The organism is Streptomyces sp. NPDC001663 (genome assembly GCF_042893105.1).
GTDB lineage: Bacteria > Actinomycetota > Actinomycetes > Streptomycetales > Streptomycetaceae > Streptomyces.
In genome coordinates this window covers 314002-333069 of the sequence record NZ_JBIAUR010000004.1, presented here as the reverse complement: position 1 = coordinate 333069, position 19068 = coordinate 314002, and the positions used below count along the sequence as shown (strand labels likewise).

15 protein-coding genes are annotated in these 19068 nt (G+C 72.9%); 7 read left to right on the top strand and 8 right to left on the bottom strand.

Translation table 11 applies throughout. The annotated features are described in order from the left end of the window. Positions 1-326 precede the first annotated feature (326 nt). Entirely contained in the window at positions 327-2693 is a 2367-nt protein-coding gene (locus ACFY1L_RS15400; protein WP_388823464.1) for a beta-galactosidase, read from the bottom strand. Positions 2694-2902: 209 nt separating this feature from the next. On the opposite strand from ACFY1L_RS15400, the gene ACFY1L_RS15395 reads away from it, so the two are divergent. After that, complete coding sequence (locus tag ACFY1L_RS15395; RefSeq protein WP_388823462.1) at positions 2903-5743, top strand: SpoIIE family protein phosphatase; 2841 nt, start codon at positions 2903-2905, stop codon at positions 5741-5743. Between the two features lie 7 nt (positions 5744-5750). Here the strand turns inward: ACFY1L_RS15395 and ACFY1L_RS15390 are convergent, their stop codons facing one another. After that, the gene (locus ACFY1L_RS15390) at positions 5751-7067 is read right to left on the bottom strand and encodes a hypothetical protein (protein ID WP_388823460.1); all 1317 of its coding nucleotides are present in this window, start codon (positions 7065-7067) and stop codon (positions 5751-5753) included. Between the two features lie 113 nt (positions 7068-7180). Between ACFY1L_RS15390 and ACFY1L_RS15385 the strand changes: the two genes are divergently transcribed. Next, positions 7181-8401 carry a molybdopterin-dependent oxidoreductase gene (locus ACFY1L_RS15385; protein WP_388823458.1) on the top strand — a complete coding sequence of 407 codons (1221 nt, stop codon included), beginning with the start codon at positions 7181-7183 and terminating at the stop codon, positions 8399-8401. Positions 8402-8708: 307 nt separating this feature from the next. Here the strand turns inward: ACFY1L_RS15385 and ACFY1L_RS15380 are convergent, their stop codons facing one another. The 3 genes from ACFY1L_RS15380 to ACFY1L_RS15370 are packed head-to-tail and all read right to left on the bottom strand — an operon-like array spanning position 8709 to position 10887. Next, positions 8709-9554: a class I SAM-dependent methyltransferase gene (locus tag ACFY1L_RS15380; protein ID WP_388823456.1), complete on the bottom strand. Its 846-nt coding sequence runs from the start codon at positions 9552-9554 to the stop codon at positions 8709-8711. Continuing rightward, positions 9551-10162, bottom strand: coding sequence for a DUF2064 domain-containing protein (locus tag ACFY1L_RS15375; RefSeq protein ID WP_388823454.1), 612 nt, complete (start codon positions 10160-10162; stop codon positions 9551-9553). The genes ACFY1L_RS15380 and ACFY1L_RS15375 overlap by 4 nt, the downstream gene beginning before the upstream one ends. After that, the gene (locus ACFY1L_RS15370) at positions 10159-10887 is read right to left on the bottom strand and encodes a glycosyltransferase family 2 protein (RefSeq protein WP_388823452.1); all 729 of its coding nucleotides are present in this window, start codon (positions 10885-10887) and stop codon (positions 10159-10161) included. The genes ACFY1L_RS15375 and ACFY1L_RS15370 overlap by 4 nt, the downstream gene beginning before the upstream one ends. Positions 10888-10999: 112 nt before the next feature. Here ACFY1L_RS15370 and ACFY1L_RS15365 point away from each other — a divergent pair, with 112 nt between their 5' ends. Both ACFY1L_RS15365 and ACFY1L_RS15360 read left to right on the top strand, forming a co-directional pair. Beyond that, on the top strand, positions 11000-11710 hold the full coding sequence (locus ACFY1L_RS15365; RefSeq protein ID WP_388823450.1) for a response regulator transcription factor: 711 nt from the start codon (positions 11000-11002) through the stop codon (positions 11708-11710). A gap of 2 nt (positions 11711-11712) precedes the next feature. Next, positions 11713-12825 carry a sensor histidine kinase gene (locus ACFY1L_RS15360; protein ID WP_388823448.1) on the top strand — a complete coding sequence of 371 codons (1113 nt, stop codon included), beginning with the start codon at positions 11713-11715 and terminating at the stop codon, positions 12823-12825. 4 nt (positions 12826-12829) lie between these two features. On the opposite strand, the gene ACFY1L_RS15355 is transcribed toward ACFY1L_RS15360, so the two are convergent. From ACFY1L_RS15355 to ACFY1L_RS15345, 3 genes are read right to left on the bottom strand one after another with little or no spacing between them, the layout of a single operon-like run. Next, complete coding sequence (locus tag ACFY1L_RS15355) at positions 12830-13819, bottom strand: NAD-dependent epimerase/dehydratase family protein (RefSeq protein WP_388823446.1); 990 nt, start codon at positions 13817-13819, stop codon at positions 12830-12832. A 53-nt stretch (positions 13820-13872) separates the two neighbouring features. Next, complete coding sequence (locus ACFY1L_RS15350) at positions 13873-15330, bottom strand: sensor histidine kinase (protein WP_388823444.1); 1458 nt, start codon at positions 15328-15330, stop codon at positions 13873-13875. Next, entirely contained in the window at positions 15327-16016 is a 690-nt protein-coding gene (locus ACFY1L_RS15345; protein ID WP_388823442.1) for a response regulator transcription factor, read from the bottom strand. Before ACFY1L_RS15345 ends, ACFY1L_RS15350 begins: the two co-directional genes overlap by 4 nt. A gap of 153 nt (positions 16017-16169) precedes the next feature. On the opposite strand from ACFY1L_RS15345, the gene ACFY1L_RS15340 reads away from it, so the two are divergent. The 3 genes from ACFY1L_RS15340 to ACFY1L_RS15330 are packed head-to-tail and all read left to right on the top strand — an operon-like array spanning position 16170 to position 19016. Then, positions 16170-17507, top strand: coding sequence for a ferric reductase-like transmembrane domain-containing protein (locus ACFY1L_RS15340; protein WP_388823440.1), 1338 nt, complete (start codon positions 16170-16172; stop codon positions 17505-17507). Positions 17508-17526: 19 nt separating this feature from the next. Continuing rightward, positions 17527-18261, top strand: coding sequence for an FMN-binding protein (locus ACFY1L_RS15335; protein ID WP_388823438.1), 735 nt, complete (start codon positions 17527-17529; stop codon positions 18259-18261). 5 nt (positions 18262-18266) lie between these two features. Continuing rightward, positions 18267-19016 carry an FAD:protein FMN transferase gene (locus tag ACFY1L_RS15330; protein WP_388823436.1) on the top strand — a complete coding sequence of 250 codons (750 nt, stop codon included), beginning with the start codon at positions 18267-18269 and terminating at the stop codon, positions 19014-19016. The last annotated feature ends 52 nt before the right edge of the window (positions 19017-19068 follow it).

Genomic DNA, 19068 nt, shown 5'->3' with positions numbered 1-19068 from the left:
GCCGGAGCCGCGGGCCGGGCCCCGAGGTCGAGTGCCCGGGCCGTCGCCCCGCCCGCGGCCGGCGCCTCCCGCGCCGGCCATGTCCGTACGGCAACTCGCCGGCCCTGGCGACCGCGGTCGGTGCCTCGGCCTTCCCGCGCCGGCCATGTCCGTGCGGCGACCTACTCGGCCCTGGCGACCGCGGTCGGTGCCTCGGCCCTCCCGTACCGCCCGCGTGCGTGCGGCGACCTATTCGTGCCCCGCGAACGCGGCCGGCGCTTCAGCCCTCCCGTACCGTCCGCGTCCGTACGGCGACCTACTCGACCCCCGCGACCTCGGCCGGCGCTTCAGCTCTCCCGTACCGCCCACGTCCGTACGGCGACCCACTCGGCCCCCACAACCGCGGCCGTCCCCGTGCCCCCGCGTGCCCGGTCCGGTACGTACACCGGAGCGTCGGTGGCGAGCGGGAGCAGCCGTAGGTGCAGCGGGCCGGGCGGCAGTCGGTCGAGGCCGATGTCCCAGACCCGTCCCGAGTAGAACTGGTCGGCGACCAGGGTGTCTCCCGCGTATGCGCGGGCCACGTCGCCGGTCCAGCGGATCCGCAGGAGCGTCCCCGACGGGAGGTCCTCCGGTACGTCCACGCGGTACTCCGCCGCCGTGGTGTCGAAGTGCTTGTCCGCAGGCGCGCTCGCCCGGTCCAGTACGCCCGTCACGGTCGCGGGCGGTGCGCCGGCCGGCCGCGTCAGGGTGAGGGGCACCTCCGGGAGCTCGCGGGTCTCGCCGGCCTCCACCCGGTAGCGCGTGAACACCCCGTCGGCCGCCTCCCGCACTGCCGCCGCCGGTGCCCGCTCCGGAGCGGGCAGCACCGCGAACGACGGTCGGCCGGCGCGGCTGTGCACCCGCAGCTCGTCCGCCTCCTCGTCGAAGACGACACCGTCCGCGCACAGCACCAGCCGCTCGGCGCCCCAGGCCACACCCCGGTACAGGGTGCGCGCCGTCGCCGCGTCCAGCACCAGCAGACCGGCCCGGCCGCCGTCCGCGGTGTCCACCTCCACCAGTGCGTCGGTGCCGGGGCGCAGGCCGGTGACCAGGACCCGTCCGTCGACGTGGGCGACAGTCCCGGAGGGCGCGGTCACGGACGTCAACGTGTCGGCGTCCAGGGCGAGTTCGGGTGCGATGCCGTCGGTGGCGGCCAGCACCAGGACCGTACGGCCGTCGACATCCACGGTGCACACGGGCTGCGCGGTGGCCCACTCCAGCCGCAGACCGGCGACATCGAGCCGCAGCGGCCAGCAGAAGTAGGCACCCTGCGGGACGGTGACCGGTGTGCTCGGCAGCGTCAATGCCAGGTCCACGCCCGGGAGTTCGACGGTGAAGGAGGTGTCCGGGTGGTCCGGCAGCGGCTCGTGCGGCTGGTGGTTGTTGACGAACAGGAAGCCCGAGGCGGCGTCGGCGCGCACGGCCCAGCGCAGGGTGTCGCGGTCGTCCTGCCCGGTCGGCCGGCGCTCCGGCAGGACCGACTCCATGGGCGCGATCCGATGGCCGTACTCCGCCAACAGCATGTGCTGGAGCCGGAGTTCGTGGTACGAGGGCCGGTACTGGCCGTGCTCGCCGAGCGGTGCCTGGAAGTCGTAGGTCAGGACCGGCAGGTCGTTCGGGTAGCCGGTGGCGTGGGACTCCTGGAGGGTGGTCAGCTCGCCGGGCGGGTTCGTGCCGCCGTGGAACATGTAGTAGCCCTGCCACACCGAGCCGCAGCCGATCTTCGTGAGGCCGAGCGCCCCGATGTCGGCGGCGTCCACGCGCGGCCTGCGGTGGTAGGAGACCATCATGCCGCCGCCCAACTCGCAGGTGGCCCACGGGAACCGGTCCGCGAAGGCGTCCGGGTCGCCGCCCCGGACGGTGGTCGGGCGCAGGTCGGCGCCGATGCCCTCGTCGTCGCGCTGGTGGGTGAAGAAGAAGTGTTTGCGGCAGGTGTCGGGCCAGCCGCCGTCCGCCTCGGTCCAGAAGGTCTCGGTGTAGCCGCCGTAGAGCGGAAGCAGTTCGTCGGGCGGGAGGTGGACTCCGCCCCAGGCCGTCGACGTCCACAGGGGCGCGCTCAGGCCGGCCTCCTGCGCCATGCGCTTGAGGGTGAGGAGGTGGCCGGGCTGGTCGTAGAGCTCGTTCTCGATCTGGACGGCGACGATCGGGCCGCCGTGCGCCCGGTCGAGGCCGCGCAACTGCTCGGCGATCGCCGTGAACCAGGTGCGTACGGGCTCCAGGTAGGCCGGGTCGTCGGTGCGGGGCGTGCAGTCCCGGGCGAGCAGCCAGTCGGGGAGGCCGCCGTTTCGGACCTCCGCGTGGGACCAGGGGCCGATGCGGGGGATGAAGTCCAGGCCGTGGCGGGCGCAGAGTTCGGCGAAGCGGCGCAGGTCGCGGTCGCCGTCGAAGCGAATGCGGCCCTCGACCTCCTCGTGGTGGATCCAGATGACGTAGCTCGCGACCGCCGTCACTCCGGCCGCCTTCATCTTCAGCAGCTCCTCCGGCCATGCGGCGGCCGGGTGGCGCGAGTAGTGGAACTCGCCGGAGACCGGGAACCAGGGGCGGCCGCCGCGGGTCAGCCAGCGGCTCGTCACCTCGATCGGGTCGGGGACGCCGGGGGCGTCGGCGAAGGGGAGATGGCCGGTCAGCGGGGGTGCGGAGGGGACGGGGACGCGCAGGTGGTGCGGTCGGGTCATCGGGGCTTCTCCGGACGGCCGAGGGATGCAATGTTACCGGTAACATAGATCCTCGCCGGGATCTTTGGGAAGGGTCGTGCGACGGGCGCGGGGCGGGGCCGAGAAGGGGGCTGCGACGGGATGTTGCCCCACAAGTGTTCGATGTTGTGGTGTGGGTCACAGCGGGTCTAGGGTGAAACCGCCCGGAGGCTCGGCTCCGGGCAAGGGAAGTGATCTCGTTGTCCGTCGCCTGGGACGACATCGGCGGGCTCGTCGATGCCCATGAACGTTTTCTGGCCGGTGCGCGAGTCGAGGCGGACGTCCGGGGCTCGGTGCTGGAGTCCTGGAAGCGCTGCCGCTCCGCGGGGCTCGAACCGCACCAGCTGCTGGTCCCCTACGCGCCGGATCTGACCCTGGACGAACGGTTCCTGCGCGCGGCCGATCCGGTGCTCGAGCGGCTGACCGCCTCGCTGGCCGAGGTGGGAATGGCGATCGCGCTGTGCGACGCACAGGGGCGCATGGTGCAGCGGCTCGGTGGCGACCCGCAGTTGCGCCACCGGCTCGACGAGGTGAACTTCGCCCCGGGCTACGACGCCTCCGAACCGGTGGTCGGCACCAACGGCGTGGGCACCGCGCTCGCCGAGCGCGGCCCCATCTATGTGGTCGGGCGTGAGCACTTCGCCGACTGTCTGCAGCCCTTCGCCTGCGCGGGCGCCCCGGTCCGCGACCCCCTCAGCGGACGCATCGAGGCCGTTCTCGACCTCACCTGTCTGCGCGACGACGGCGATCCCACCATGCTGCGCATGGTCCGCGAGGCCGCACGGCACATCGAGGCCCGGCTGCTGGACCAGGCCACGCAGCGGGAGCAGGCGCTGCTCGCCGCGTACCGGCGGTCCGGCCGGCCGGCGCCGGGCCACGGCGACGGGAGCGACGGCGACGAGCTCGGCCGTATCGATCTGGCGGTGCTGCGCGAGCGCGCCGAGGAACTCATCGCCTCCCCGAACCGCACCCTCGACGAGGTCGCGCTGTCCGGCGGCCGCTTCGCCACGCTGCTGCGCCGTCAGGTCATGGGGGCGACGGGGGAGACGGGCGCGGCGGTCGAGGCACGCATTCTCGGCGGGCCACGGCTCAGCGACCTCCAGCTGACGACGTCGCCACCGGTCGCCGGGCCGGTGCCGGTGGCGACCCGCGCAGCACCCGCGACCCCGGCAGCACCCGCGGCCCCGACCACCACACCGCCCGTCGTCGTACGAACCGTCGTACCGCCACCGCCTCCCACTCCGCTGTCGGCGCCGCAGTCCGCCGAAACCGTCGGCGACATCCTCGGCGGTGCCGAGAGCCGGCTGCTGCTCGTCGGGGAGCCCGGGGTGGGCCGGCTGGCCGTACTGGCACGCAGGCGGCTGGAGTTGCTGCACGACGCAGGAGTGCGGATCGGGACCACGCTCGACGTCACCCGGACCGCGGAGGAGCTGGCCGAGGTGGCCGTGCCGCGGTTCGCCGACTTCGCCGCCGTGGACCTGCCGGACGCGGTGCTGCGCGGCGAGGAGCCGGAGACGCTCGGCGGCGGGACCGCGCTGCGCCGGGTGGCCATGCGTGCCGTACGCAAGCAGCCCGCCAATCTGTACGACGTCGGCGACACCATCGAGTACGTCCCGTCCACGCCGCAGGCCCGCAGCCTGGAGATCACGCAGTCCGTCATGGAACCCGTCCTGGCCGAGGCGGGCGGCTGGCTCGCACAGGACCCCGAGCGGATGGAACGAGTGCTCGCGGCGGGCGTCCACTCCCTGATCACCGTGCCGCTGCGGGCCCGCGGCACCACGCTCGGCGTGGTCAGCTTCTACCGCTCCGAGCGGCCCGCCGCCTTCGAGGACGACGACCTCTCCCTCGCCCAGGAACTGGTCGGCCGCGCGGCGATCTGCATCGACAACGCCCGCCGCTACACCCGCGAGCACAACACGGCCCTCGCCCTGCAGCGCAGCCTGCTGCCCAAGGGCCGCCCCGAGCAGAGCGCCGTCGAGGCCGCCTACCGCTACCTGCCCGCGCAGGCGGGCGTCGGCGGCGACTGGTTCGACGTGATCCCGCTGTCCGGCGCCCGGGTCGCGCTGGTCGTCGGCGACGTCGTGGGCCACGGCCTGCACGCGGCCGCGACCATGGGCCGACTGCGCACGGCGGTGCACAACTTCTGCTCCCTGGACCTTCCTCCGGACGACCTCCTCACCCACCTCGACGACCTGGTCGGACGGCTCGACCGGGGCGAGGGCTGGGCGGTGGAGAGCACCCAGGCCGACTCCGGCATAGTCGGGGCGACCTGTCTCTACGCCGTCTACGATCCGGTGTCCCGGCGCTGCACCCTCACCCGCGCCGGGCACCCCCTGCCCGCGGTCGTCGCGCCGGACGGCACCGTCGAGTTCGTCGACCTGCCCTCCGGACCGCCCCTCGGCCTCGGCGGAGTGCCCTTCGAGACCGTCGAGCTGGAACTCGCCGAAGGCAGCCAACTGGTGCTCTACACCGACGGGTTGGTCGAGGACCGGCTGCGCGACATCGACTCCGGCCTGGACCGGCTCCGCACCGTCCTGGCCGTGCCCGGCCGCCCGCCCGAGGACACCTGCGAGGCGGTCCTCGACGCGCTGCTGCCGTCCCGGCCGAGCGACGACGTGGCCCTGCTCGTCGCCCGTACGCACGTCCTCGGCCCGGAACGGGTCGCCCAGTGGGACCTGCCCAGCGACCCGGCGGTCGTCTCCCGGGCCCGCACCGCGGTCACCGGGCAACTGTCCGCCTGGGGCCTGGACGACCTCGCCTTCACCACCGAACTGGTCGCCAGCGAACTCGTCACCAACGCCATCCGTCACGCCACCGGCCCCGTCCAGCTGCGCCTCCTGCGCGACCGCGCCCTGATCTGCGAGGTCTCCGACGGCAGCAGCACCTCCCCCCGCCTGCGCCGAGCCCGCACGGAGGACGAGGGCGGCCGCGGCCTGTTCCTGGTCGCCCAGCTCACCGAGCGCTGGGGGACGCGGTACACGCCGTACGGGAAGGTGATCTGGACGGAGCAGCCGCTTCCGCCGAGTTCCTGAACGGCCGTCACCAGCCCGTCAGCAACAGGTGGTTGACGAGCAGGGCAAGGGCTGCCTGTGCGGCCAGCCAACCGCGCACCCCCGTCAGGAACGCGCAGCTCGGCAGGAGCCACATCGCGAACGGGAGCCAGATGCGTTCCGTCTCCGCCTTGCTCATGCCGGACACGTCTGCGACGAGGAGGGCGAGCAGGGCGGCGGTCACGAGGACGGCGAGGCGGAAGGCGGATGCCGGGGCGCGGCTCGCGAGGGTCGTGCCGGTGCGGCGCAGGCCGGCCGCCGTCGCCGGGCCGACGATGAACACCGTGCAGGCCAGGTTCGCCCACACCCAGTAGCCGTACGGCCGGACGCCGCCCGCGCCCTGGTAGTAGCGGGTGACCAGCAGGCGGTACGCCTCCCACCAGTTGAAACCCAGGGCTGTGAATGCGGCCGGGACTACGGCGAGTCCGGCGAGGAGGAAGGGCAGGGGAGGGGCGGGGCGGGTGCCCAGCAGGAGGACGGCGGCGGCGATCAGGGCGAAGAGGGTGAGGCCGTAGGAGAGGTAGGCGGTCAGGCCGAGCAGGAGGCCCGCGGCGAAGCCGGTCCGTCGCGGGTGGTGGCCCGTCACCGCGAGCGCCAGGAACGCGATCGCCCAGGCGGCGGCCGCCGCGAAGTAGCCGTCGGCCGAGGTTCCCACCCACACCGCCGCCGGGGCCAGGACCAGGAAGGGGGCCGCGCGGCGGGCCAGTTGCTCGTCGGCGAGTGTTCGTACGGCGACCAGGACCGCGACCGTCGCCGTGGTGCCGACGGTGATCACGAAGGTGCCCGCCCAGCCGCCGCCGGTCAGTCCGATGCGGTCGAGGAGGACGAAGGCGAGGGTGGCCCCCGGGGGATGGCCGGCGACGTGCGCGGGCCAGTTGGCGGGGGAGTCGATCAGGATGTGGTGGTTGAAGTCCCGCAGGGTGCCGGGGATGTCGTGGAAGCGGTCGACGACCCGGAGGTACTCGTTGCGGGTGGTCAGCTGCTCGGCGATGCCCCGGTACCAGCCGTCGACCAGGGCGAGGGACCAGGTCCAGGCCAGCGCCGTGGCCCAGGTCGCGAGCAGCAGAGGGCGCCAGGGCAGGCGGGCGGCGAGGAGCGGGCCGTAGGCCACCACTGCGGCCGCGACGGCGATCGCGGCGGGAGTGCCGGGGCCGATGTGCGGGTCCCAAGTCGCCAGCAGCGGAGGCCGGCCCACGCGCAGGGTGCCGTCGCGGTGCTCGATGCCGGTGCCGATCAGGACGGCCGCCACGACGAGCAGCGCGGCGGCCGCGGCCGCGTAGAGGTCACGCAGGAGGTCGCGGTTCACGCGGAAACGCTAGGTCGCCGCGTCTCCTCCGGACGGCTGACATGCGAGGACGTCAGACTTTCGTCATGGTTCGCGAACCCGTTCCGGGGGCGGTTCGGACCTACGGTCGGGGCATGCGACGGACCCCCTTCTCGCCCTCCTTCTGGCGCAGCCCCCTGCGCGGCCCCTGGTTCACCTCCGTGCTCGGCGTCGTCCTGCTCGGCGGAATCACCGTGCTGTTCGTGACGGGACTGCTGTCCTACGCCGCCTACAACCCGGACCTGTCGCCGGTGAACGACAAGACCCCGGACAAGGGCGTCCTCGGCTTCTACCTCTTCTCCTGGCCCACCGACCCGCACTGGCTGTACCGGCTCACCCAGGGCACCCACGTCACGCTCGGGATCACCCTCGTGCCCGTCCTGCTGGCCAAGCTGTGGTCGGTCGTGCCGAAGCTGTTCACCCTGCCGCCCGCCCGCTCCCTCGCGCACGCCCTGGAGCGGATCTCGCTCCTGCTGCTGGTCGGCGGCGGCCTGTTCGAGTTCGTCACCGGCATCCTGAACGTCCAGCTCGACTACGTCTTCCCCGGCTCCTTCTACCCGCTGCACTTCTACGGCGCCTGGGTGTTCTTCGCCGCCTTCGTCGCGCACGCGGTGCTGAAGACGCCCATGGCCCTGCGTAATCTGCGTCAACTGCGTGAGGAGCCAGGTGAGTTGGTGTCTCCCGATCCCGATCCGCCCACCGTTTCCCGGCGCGGTGCCCTCGGGCTGGTCGGGGGCGGTTCCCTGCTGCTGTTCGGCACGACGGTCGGCCAGAACTTCGACGGACTGCGCTGGACCGCGCTCTTCGCCCCGCACGGCCGTCGCGACCCCGGAACCGGTCCCGGCGGCTTCCAGATCAACAAGACCGCCGCGTACGCCGGGATCCGGCCGGCCGAGACCGGCGAGGAAGCTTGGCGGCTGGTGGTGAAGGGGCCGGGCCGGACCGTGCGGCTGAGCCGAGCCGAGCTGCTTCAACTGCCCCTGCACAGCTCGGCGTTGCCGATCGCCTGCGTCGAGGGCTGGTCGACCTCCGACCAGTGGTGGAGAGGTGTACGGCTGCGGGACCTCGCGGCGCTCGTCGGGTACGACGGCGATCCGCCGGACCTCTTCGTCGAGTCGCTGCAACGCCACGGCGCCTTCCGCCGGGCCGCCCTGCGCGCCAACCAGGTCGCCGACCCGCGTTCCCTGCTCGCCCTCTTCGTCAACGGCGAGGAGCTGACCCCCGACCACGGCCACCCGGCCCGGGTCATCGTGCCCGCGGCACCCGGTGTGCTCAACACCAAGTGGGTGGCGCGGATGACGTTCGGAGACCTGTGATGCGGACCGGGATCGTCATCGGCAGCCCGCTTCAACTCCTGCTGCTCGCTTGCTCGTTCGCGCTCGCCGCCTATGCGGGAGTGCAACTGCTCGCGGGGGACTGGTTCGGGGTCGCGCTGTGGTTCGTGGGGGCGGCTCTGCTGCACGACCTGGTGCTGCTGCCGTTGTACGCGGCGGCGGACCGGGCCCTGGTGAAGGCGGCGGGCCGGCACCGGGGCCTGGTGATGTACGTCCGTGTGCCCGCCGCCCTGTCCGGGCTGCTGCTGCTCGTGTGGTTCCCGCTGATCGGCGGGCGGGTGGCCGGGCGTTACGCCTCCGCCACCGCCCTGTCCACGGACGGTTTCCTCGCCCGCTGGCTGCTCGTGACCGCAGTGCTGTTCGGCGGCTCGGCGGTGCTGCTCGTGCTGCGGCTGCGCAGGGCGACGAAGCAGCGGCCGCCGGTCGTCCACTGATCGACGGCACGCCAGCGGTTCGCGTGCCGCAGCAGGGCGGATGTGCCGAGCCGGGCCCAGGGAAACGGGCTGCCCTGGGCCCCTCGTGCGTCGGTGACGTGCACCTGGACCCGCTCGTCGATGTCCGGCTCGGGGGCGGTCTCGGCGATCAACAGGCCGCCCGGGGCGAGGAGTTGGGACATCCTGGCGAGCAGAGCCTGCGGGTCGCCGCCGATGCCGATGTTGCCGTCGATCAGGAGGGCGGTGCCCCAGCGGCCCTCGGCGGGGAGCGGTTCGAAGACGGAGCGGCGCAGGGCGTGGCCGCCGAGGGCGATGGCGCGGGTGACGGCAGCTTCGCTGACGTCGATACCGAGCGCTGAGCGCGCTGCTGGAAACGGCTCTGTACGTCGTCGGTCCTCTGCGGCGCCGTCATGGCCATGGGGCGATCTGGTCAGCGCCGCTACCAGGCGGCCTGGCCCGCAGCCGACGTCGAGTACCGCGCCCTCGCAGCGGCGTAGCACCTCCAGGTCGGCGGCGTCGGCCGCTGCGCACCACCGCTCCACTTCCAGCGGGAGCAGCCATCCGTCGGCACGGCGCAGGAACAGGGGGCCCCGGCCGGTGCGCAGGGCGTGGGTGTAGGGGTCGGCGGACCAGGTGCCGGTGTCCGACGGAGCAGCCGGCTGTCGTCCGATCCGCGTCGCCGTCTGCTGCGTGCCGCTCACCGGCGTGCCGTCGTCAGGTGTGCAAGGCGGGCCGCGAAGCGGCCCTCGGGTGCCGTCTTCGCGACCAGTTCGGCGTCGTACGCCGTGTCGACGTCCCGCAGTCGGGGCAGGTCCCGTACCCGTAGCCCCGCCAGCCGGGCGCGCTGGGCGGCGCCCGTGTGGGGTGTCGACATCGGGACGCCGCGCAACAACCCCGGGTCCGGGGCCGCCAGGCCCAGCGCCCAGAAGCCGCCGTCCTCCGCGGGGCCGAAGTACGCGTCGCAGCCGTCGAAGTCGATGGTGAGGAGGTCGGGGGTGACCTGGGGGGTGTCCATGCCGATGAGGAGGGCCGGGCCGTCGCAATGCGCGAAGGCGGCGGCCAGCCGTTCGTCCAGGCCGCCCGCGCACTGCCGTACGACCTCGAAACCGGTCGGCAGCCAGGGGCCCGGCTCGCCCTCCAGGACCAGGACCCGGCGGCCGGCCGGGGTGCGCGCGACCGCGTCCAGGGTGTCCGCGAGGGACGCCTCCGCCAGCTCGGCGGCCTCCTCCGGCGTGAACGGCGGCGTCAGCCGGGTCTTGACCCGCCCGGGCAGCGGCTCCTTGGCGATGACCAGCAGGGTGGTGGTCACGGGCGGGCTCCTTCCTGGACCGGCGGCTCGGCCAGTACGCGGCTCATGTCCCGCACCGCCTGCCAGGTGCCGCGCCAGGTGCCGGTCACCTTGGAGGCGCCGGTGCGCGGGCGGTACGGGACGTCGGACTCGGCGATGCGCCAGCCCGCGTCGGCGGCGCGGACGACCATCTGCAGGGGGTAGCCGCTGCGGCGATCCGTGAGGCCGAGGGCGAGCAGCGGCTCGCGGCGGGCGGCGCGCAGGGGGCCGAGGTCGTGCAGCCGCAGGCCGGTGCGGCGGCGGAGGAGGCGGGAGAGGGCGAGGTTGCCGGCGCGGGCGTGCGCGGGCCAGGCGGTACGGGACTGGGGGCGCCGTCGGCCGAGCATCAGATCGGACTCGCCGGCCAGGATCCGGTGCACGAAGGGCACCAGGTCGCCGGGGTCGAGCGAGGCGTCGCAGTCGCAGAAGCAGACGATGTCGGCCGTGGCGGCGGCCAGGCCGGTGTGGCAGGCGGCACCGAAGCCGCGCCGCTCCTCCTGAACGACGGTCGCGCCGAGGGCCCGGGCGATGTCCGCCGAGCCGTCCACGGAGCCGTTGTCGACCACGAGCGCGCGCCAGCCGGACGGGATGCGGCTCAGGACCCAGGGCAGGGCACCGGCCTCGTCGAGACAGGGGAGCACGACGTCCACGGACGCCGTGACCAGCTCTCTTTCGTTGGATACGTCTTCGTCGGAAGGGGTTGTCACGGCACTCACCCTACGAGCGCGAAAAGGGCATACCGGACTTCGGCTCCTTACGAAACAGGGACGTCGGAGGCCGTCGGCCGCGTATGCGCGTGCGCGGTGCGAGGCTGGCCTCATGGAGCAGCAGCACGGACAGACCGGCGCCCGGGTGCTCGTCGTCGACGACGACCCCACCGTCGCCGAGGTCGTCACCGGATATCTCGACCGGGCCGGATACGTCGTCGACCGGGCCGGCGACGGCCCCGACGCGCTCGCCCGGGCGGCCGCGCACTGGCCCGACCTCGTCGTGCTGGACCTGATGCTGCCCGGCATGGACGGCCTCGAGGTGTGCCGGCGGATGCGGGGGCGCGGGCCGGTGCCGGTCATCATGCTGACCGCGCGCGGTGACGAGGACGACCGGATCCTCGGCCTCGAGGTGGGTGCCGACGACTACGTCACCAAGCCCTTCAGCCCCCGCGAACTCGTCCTGCGCGTCGAGTCCGTACTGCGCCGCACCCGCCCGGCCCAGCCGCCCGGCCACCTGCGCGCGGCCGGGCTCTCCGTCGACCCGGCGGCCCGCCGCGCCCTCAAGGACGGCGCCGAACTCGCCCTCACCATCCGGGAGTTCGACCTGCTCGCCTTCTTCCTGCGGCACCCCGGGCGGGTCTTCAGCCGAGAGGACCTGATGCGCGAGGTGTGGGGCTGGGACTTCGGCGACCTGTCGACCGTCACCGTCCATGTGCGACGCCTGCGGGGGAAGGTCGAGGACGACCCGGGCAGACCCCGGCTGATCCAGACCGTGTGGGGCGTCGGCTACCGCTTCGACGGCTCGCAAGCGGAGGCGTGAGCATGCGCAACAACCTCCTCATCGCCCTGTTCGCCTTCCTCGGCGCCGCCGCGGCCGGGCTGGTCGGAGCCTGTGTGCTGCTGCTGATCCGGCGGCGCTCGCTCGCCCTGCACCTCGCCGTGGTCGCCGCCGTCGGCGTCGCCGCCATGCTCGCGGGCACGCTCGCGGTCGCCCGGGCGATGTTCCTGTCGGCGCACGACCTGAAGGTGGTCACGACGGTCGTCGCGATGGCCGCCGCGGTCTCCCTGATCACCGCCCTGCTGCTGGGCCGGTGGGTCGTCGCCCGCAGCCGGGCCCTCGCGCTCGCCGCCCGCTCCTTCGGCGACGGTGGTGGCTTCACGTCACCGCAGGGCCCCGTGGCCGCCGAACTCGCCGCGCTCAGCCGGGAGTTGGAGGCCACCAGCGTCAAGCTCGCCGAGTCCCGGGAGCGGGAACGCGCCCTGGAGTCCTCCCGGCGGGAACTCGTCGCCTGGATCTCCCACGACCTGCGCACCCCGCTGGCCGGCCTGCGCGCCATGTCCGAGGCCCTGGAGGACGGCGTCGCCACCGACCCCGACCGCTACCTCAGACAGATGCGCACGGAGGTGGAACGCCTCAACGACATGGTCGGCGACCTCTTCGAACTCTCCCGCATCCACGCCGGCGCGCTGGCGCTGAGCCCGAGCCGGATCTCGCTGTACGACCTCGTCGGTGACGCGCTCGCGGGCGCCGATCCGTTGGCGCGCGAGTGCGGTGTACGGCTGGTGGGTGACCTCGTCGAGCCGGTGCCGGTCGAGGTGGACGGCAAGGAGATGAGCCGGGTGCTGGGCAACCTGCTGGTCAACGCGATCCGGCGCACCCCGGCCGACGGCACGGTCGCCATCGCCGCCGAGCGCTCGCCGGACGGTGTCGTCCTGTCCGTGACGGACGGCTGCGGAGGCATCCCGGAGGAGGACCTGCCGCGCGTCTTCGACACCGGGTGGCGGGGTACGCACGCTCGAACTCCGCCTGCGGGGGCCGGACTTGGGCTTGCGATCGTGCGGGGGATCGTGGAGGCGCACCAGGGCACGGCCACCGTACGGAACGTCCCCGGCGGGTGCCGGTTCGAGGTGATGTTGCCGAGGGCAGAGGCATGATCTGTCAGTCGGTCTCCGCGAACTCCCGCATCCCTTCCTCGAACCCCACCTCCGCCTTCCACCCCAACTCCGCCCGCAGCCGCGAGGAGTCCGCCGTGATGTGCCGTACGTCGCCCAGGCGGTACTCGCCGGTGACGACGGGCGCCGGTCCGCCGTAGGACGACGCCAGCGCCTGTGCCATCTCGCCCACCGTGTGCGGTTCACCGCTGCCGGTGTTGTACGCGGTCAACGCACCCTCGCGCGAACTGGCCTCCAGCGCAGCCGAGTTGGCTGCCGCCACGTCCCGTACATGCACGAAGTCCCGGAGCTGACGGCCGTCTTCGAAGACCCGCGGCGACTCACCCCGCGCCAGCGCCGAGCGGAAGAAGGAGGCGACGCCGGCGTAGGGGGTGTCGCGGGGCATGCCCGGCCCGTACACGTTGTGGTAGCGCAGCGACACCGCCGAGCCGCCCGTCGCGCGGGCCCATGCCGCCGCCAGGTGTTCCTGGGCGAGCTTGGTCGTCGCGTAGACGTTGCGCGGGTCGACCGGAGCGTCCTCCCGGACCAGACCGGGCGACAGCTGTGCGCCGCACACCGGGCACGGCGGCTCGAAGCGGCCGGCGTCCAGTTCGGCGACGGCGCGCGGACCCGGTCGTACGACGCCGTGACGCACACACTCGTACCGGCCCTCCCCGTACACCACCATCGACCCGGCCAGCACGAGCCGTCGTACGCCCGACTCCGCCATGGCGGTGAGCAGGACGGCGGTGCCGAGGTCGTTGTGGGAGACGTAGTCGGGCGCGTCCGCGAAACCGGCGCCCAGGCCGACCATCGCCGCCTGGTGGCACACGGCGTCCACGCCGGTCAGCGCACGGCGGACGGCGACGGGGTTGCGCACGTCCGAGCCGGGGTCGGCGCGGACATCGTACACCACGGGCTCGTGTCCGTGGGCCTGAAGCGTCCTCACGACCTGGGATCCGATGAAGCCGGCACCGCCGGTGACCAGTACGCGCATGCGCCCACGCTAGGGCCGCACACCCCGCGGACCGGCGGTCCGCGCCCGGCACGTCACCGGTCCGTAAGACCTGCCGCGCCGAGGGGGAGGGACACCGTGAACACCGTCGCGCCGGGCTCGCTGCTCAGCTCGATCGTGCCGCCGTGGGCGCAGACCAGGGAGCTGGCCACCGCGAGGCCCAGGCCGCTGCCGCCGCGGTCGCGGCTGCGGGCCTTGTCCACGCGGTAGAAGCGGTCGAAGACGCGCTCGCGGTCGGCGGCCGGGATGCCGGGACCCGCGTCGGCCACCCGGACCGAGGCGGAGTCCTTGCCTGCCGACACCGTCACCGACACCTTCGTGCCGACCGGTGTGTGCACGGCCGCGTTGGTGAGCAGGTTGTCCAGGACCTGGCGGATGCGCTGAGGGTCGACGCGCAGCCGCAGCATGTCCGGGTTCGCCGTCACCGTCAGGGGGTGGCCGGAGTGGCTCGCACGGAAGGCGTCGGCCGCCTGCTCGACCAGGTCCACCAGATCGGTGTCGGCCGGCCGCAGCGGCGCGTCCACCTCGGCCGCGTCCAGGCGGGCGAGCAGCAGCAGGTCGTCCAGGAGCACGCCCATGCGGGCGGCCTCGGCGCGCAGCCGGGCCAGGTGCTTGTCGCGTTCCTCGGGGGCGTTGGCGGCGGCGTACTGGAAGAGGTCCGCGTAGCCCCGTACGGACATCAACGGGGTACGGAGCTCGTGCGAGGCGTCCGCGACGAAACGGCGCAGTCGCTGCTCCGCCTCCGCGCGGACCGCGAGGGAGTCGTCGATGTGCTCCAGCATGGTGTTGAAGGCGGTGCGCAGGTCCTCGACCTCCGGGCCGCCACCCCGCTTGTCGGCGCGCAGCGGCAGCCGGGACGCCGTCTCGCTGAGGTCGTGCGAGGCGATGCCGTGCGCGGTGTGCGCCATGTCGCTCAGCGGGTTCAGGCCGCGGCGCAGCAACCGGCGGCCGAACACCACCAGCGCCAGCAGCGCCAGCCCGAACGCGACCACCTGGACCGTGATCAGCCGCCGTACCGTGTCGTCGATGTTGTCCGTCGGCGCCCCGCTGACCAGCACCACCCCGGGCTCGACCTCACAGGCACGCAGCCGGTACTCGCCCTCGCCGGTGAGGTGCGCGGTGCGCAGCATCTCGGTGTCCGTGGCGGCCTGCGCCCTGGCCAGCGAGGTCAGCGGGGCGATGTCCTTGGGCAGGTCGCCGGTCTCCTCGGGCTTGCGGAGGACGGCGGTGCCGCCCGACACGTCGTACACGGCGTAGTACCAGCGGTAGTACTTCTTGCCCTGCAGCGTGCCGTTCTCCGCGATGCTCTTGGACTGCGCGACCTGGGCGAGCCCCAGCTGGTCGTCGAGCTGGTTCGACAGGTAGTCCCGCATATAGGTCGTCAGGGCCGTGCCGACGACGGCGAACACCACCAGCGCCAGCGCCCCGAGCCCCAGCGCCAGCCGGGTGCCCAGCCGCAGCCTGCGGTACGACCGCAGCAGCCGGCGGATCACTCGGCCGCCTGCCGGATGACGTACCCGAAGCCCCGCACCGTCTGGATCAGCGGCTCGCCCGTGTCGTCGAGCTTGCGGCGCAGTCGGCTGACGACCAGCTCGACCACGTTCGAGCGGCCCCCGAAGCCGTACTCCCACACATGGTCGAGGATCTGCGCCTTGGTCATCACGGTCGGCGACTTGCGCATCAGGAAGCGCAGCACCTCGTACTCGGTGGGCGTGAGCGTGAGCAGCTTGTCGCCGCGGCGCACCTCGCGGGTGTCCTCGTCCATCGTCAGATCCGCCACCCGCAGCACCGAGCGCTGGAACGCGGGTCCGGCGCTGCGCCGCAGCACCGTGCGCAGCCGGGCCATCAGCTCCTCCACCGCGAACGGCTTGACCAGGTAGTCGTCACCACCCCGGGTCAGCCCGGCCACCCGGTCGGCGACGCCGTCCCGTGCCGTGAGGAACACCACGGGCACCATCGTCCCGGAGCGCCGCAGCCGGTCGAGCACGCCGAAGCCGTCCACGTCCGGCAGCATCAGGTCGAGCACCACGATGTCCGGATGGAAGTCGCCGGCCAGCCGCAGCGCCTCCTCACCGGAGTTCGCGGTGACCGCGTCCCAGCCCTCGTAGCGGGCGACGGTCGCGACGAGATCGGCGATGGGCGGGTCGTCGTCCACGACGAGGAGGCGTACTTTTTCCACCCGCTCATAGTGCGTCACATGGCTGGTGAGGCCATGTGGTCCGGCACACAGCCGGCACATCGATAAGTACTTGTAAGTAGTCCGACAGGTTCTCGACAGCTCCCGCCCGCCAAGCTCGGTTCTCACAGGACCCGATCAAGGAGCTGCCGACCCGTGACGACCGTCCAATCGCCCCCCGCGCCCCCCACGGCGATACGGCCCAGGGTGGTGGCCCGCACGGGCCTTTACGCCGTACTGGCCGCGAACGCGGCCGTGGTCGCCTACTTCTTCGCCGAAGCGGGCTTCGCCTCCAACGCCCTGATCGTCATCGGCCGCCTCACCGGCCTCTACGGCGCCCTCGTCATGGCCTTCCAGCTGGTGCTGGTGGCCCGGCTGCCCTGGCTCGACCGCCGCATCGGCATGGACCGGCTGACCTCCTGGCACCGCTGGACCGGCTTCGCCCTGCTGTGGACGCTGCTCGCGCACGCCGTCTTCATCAGCTTCGGCTACGCCGACGGCGCGGGCGTCGGCCCGATCAGCGAGCTCGTCGACCTCGCCGAGACCACCGAGGGCGTGCTGCGCGCGATCGTCGCGCTCGGCATCATCATCGTGGTCGGCGCCGTCTCGGCCCGTTACGCCCGCCGCCGCCTCGCCTACGAGACCTGGCACTTCATCCACCTGTACACCTACGTCGCCGTGGTGCTCGCGTTCACGCACCAGGTCGCGGTCGGTACGACCTTCACCTCGTCGTCCGCCGCGAAGACGTACTGGTACGGCGTGTGGGGGGTGGCCCTCGGCGCGGTCGTCCTGGGCCGGCTGATCCTGCCGCTGTGGCGCAACACCCGCCACCAGTTCCGTGTCTCCGCGGTCGTCCCCGAGTCCGACAACGTCGTCTCGATCTACATCACCGGCCGCGACCTCGACAAGCTGCCCGCCAAGGCCGGTCAGTTCTTCATGTGGCGCTTCCTGACCCGCGACCGCTGGTGGCAGGCCAACCCCTTCTCCCTCTCCGCCGCCCCCGACGGCCGCACCCTGCGCCTGACCGCCAAGGCGGCCGGCGACGGCAGCGCCGCCCTGCGCCATGTGCAGGTCGGCACACGCGTCTTCGCGGAGGGCCCCTACGGCGCCTTCACCACCCTGCACCGCACGAAGCCGGAGTCCCTGCTCATCGCCGGAGGCGTCGGCGTCACCCCCATCCGGGCCATCCTGGAGGACATCGAGGGCCACGCGGTCGTCATCTACCGCGTCTCCTCCGACCGCGACGCCGTCCTCTACGACGAGCTGCGCGAGCTGGCGGTGGCGAAGGGTGCCGAGCTGCATCTGGTCACCGGATCGCCGGTCCCCGACCGGCTGGCGCCGCGCGAGCTGGCCCGGCTGGTGCCGGACATCGCCGACCGGGACGTCTTCCTGTGCGGGCCGCCGCCGATGATGAACGCGGTGCTGCGCAGCCTGGCCGACCTGGGCGTGCCCAAGCAGCAGACCCACTTCGAGCGCTTCAGCCTGGCTGGATGAGGGAGACGGGGAAAACATCGTGAAGCGAGCCATACCTGTCGTCGTCCTGAGCATCGCGGGCCTGGTCCCGGTCTGGCGCTACGAGCCGTCGATCGGCGGTACGACGTCCACCGCCGAACCCGCGTCGACGCCGTCCGCGTCCGCCTCGTCGGGCTCCTCGGGAACCTCCTCCGGCACGGTCGTCAAGGGCACGACGATCAAGACGGAGAAGGGCCCCGTGCAGGTCCAGGTCACCTTCTCCGGCGACAAGATCACGGCTGTGAAGCTGCTCCAGCAGCCGAACCATCCGCAGACGACGGCCGCGGTGCCGAAGCTGGTGGCGGAGACGCTGAAGGCGCAGAGCGCGGACATCGACACGGTGTCCGGTGCGACGATCACCAGCGACGCGTACAAGGAGTCCCTGCAGGCGGCGATCGACAAGAACGCGAAGTCGTCCTCGTCTTCCTCCTCTTCGCCGGCTTCGCCGTCGGCCTCCGCCACTTCGTCCGCCGCCGCCGAGCAGACTGTGGCGGGCTCGACCGTGAACACCTCCAAGGGCGCCGTGCAGGTCCAGGTGACCTTCACGGGCGACGAGATCACGGCCGTGAAGATGCTCCAGCAGCCGAACCATCCGCAGACGACGGCCGCGGTGCCGAAGCTGGTGGCGGAGACGCTGAAGGCGCAGAGCGCCGACATCGACACCGTGTCGGGTGCGACGATCACGAGCGACGGCTACAAGGAGTCCCTCCAGGCCGCGATCGACGCGAAGGGCTGACCGGAATGCACCGCGTCGAACACGTCATGAGCTTCCCCGTCTCGCTCCGCGTCGACGACGAGGGCTTCGACGAAAGCGGGGCGTCGGCCGCCGACGCGGTCTTCGCGTGGCTGCGCGAGGTCGACGCCCGGTTCAGCCCGTTCAAGCCGGACAGCGAGGTGTCCCGCCACGACCGGGGCGACCTGGCGGCCCATGAGCTCAGCGACGACCTCGTCGAGATCCTCGAGCTGTGCGAGCACTACCGGATCGCGACGGGCGGCGCCTTCGACGTACGGCTGCCCGGCCGGCGCCTCGACCCCTGCGCGGTGGTCAAGGGCTGGTCGGTGCAGCGGGCCGCGGAGCTGCTGAAGGCGGCCGGCGCGAAGAGGTTCGTACTGAACGCCGGCGGTGACGTGGTCGCCGCCGGCGGCCCCTGGCGGGTCGGCGTACGGCACCCCGAACACGCCGACAAGCTGTGCACCGTCCTCGAGCTCACCGACGGGGCGGTCGCCACCTCCGCGCGCTACGAGCGCGGTGATCACATCATCGACGGCCGCACCGGGGAGCCTGCGACCGGACTGCTCAGCATGACCGTCGTGGCCGCCACCCTGACGGAGGCGGACTCGGTCGCGACGGCGGCCTTCGCGATGGGCGTGCAGGGCATCGAGTGGGCCGCCTCACTGCCGGGCTGCGAGGTGTTCGCCGTGGACGCCGGCGGGCATGTGCTGCGGACGGAGGGGTTTCCGGTCGCGGGCGAGACTTCGGCGGCCGCGTGACCGACTGCCTGCGCGGCCGGGGAGCCGGCGTCTGCTCGACTGCCTGCGCGGC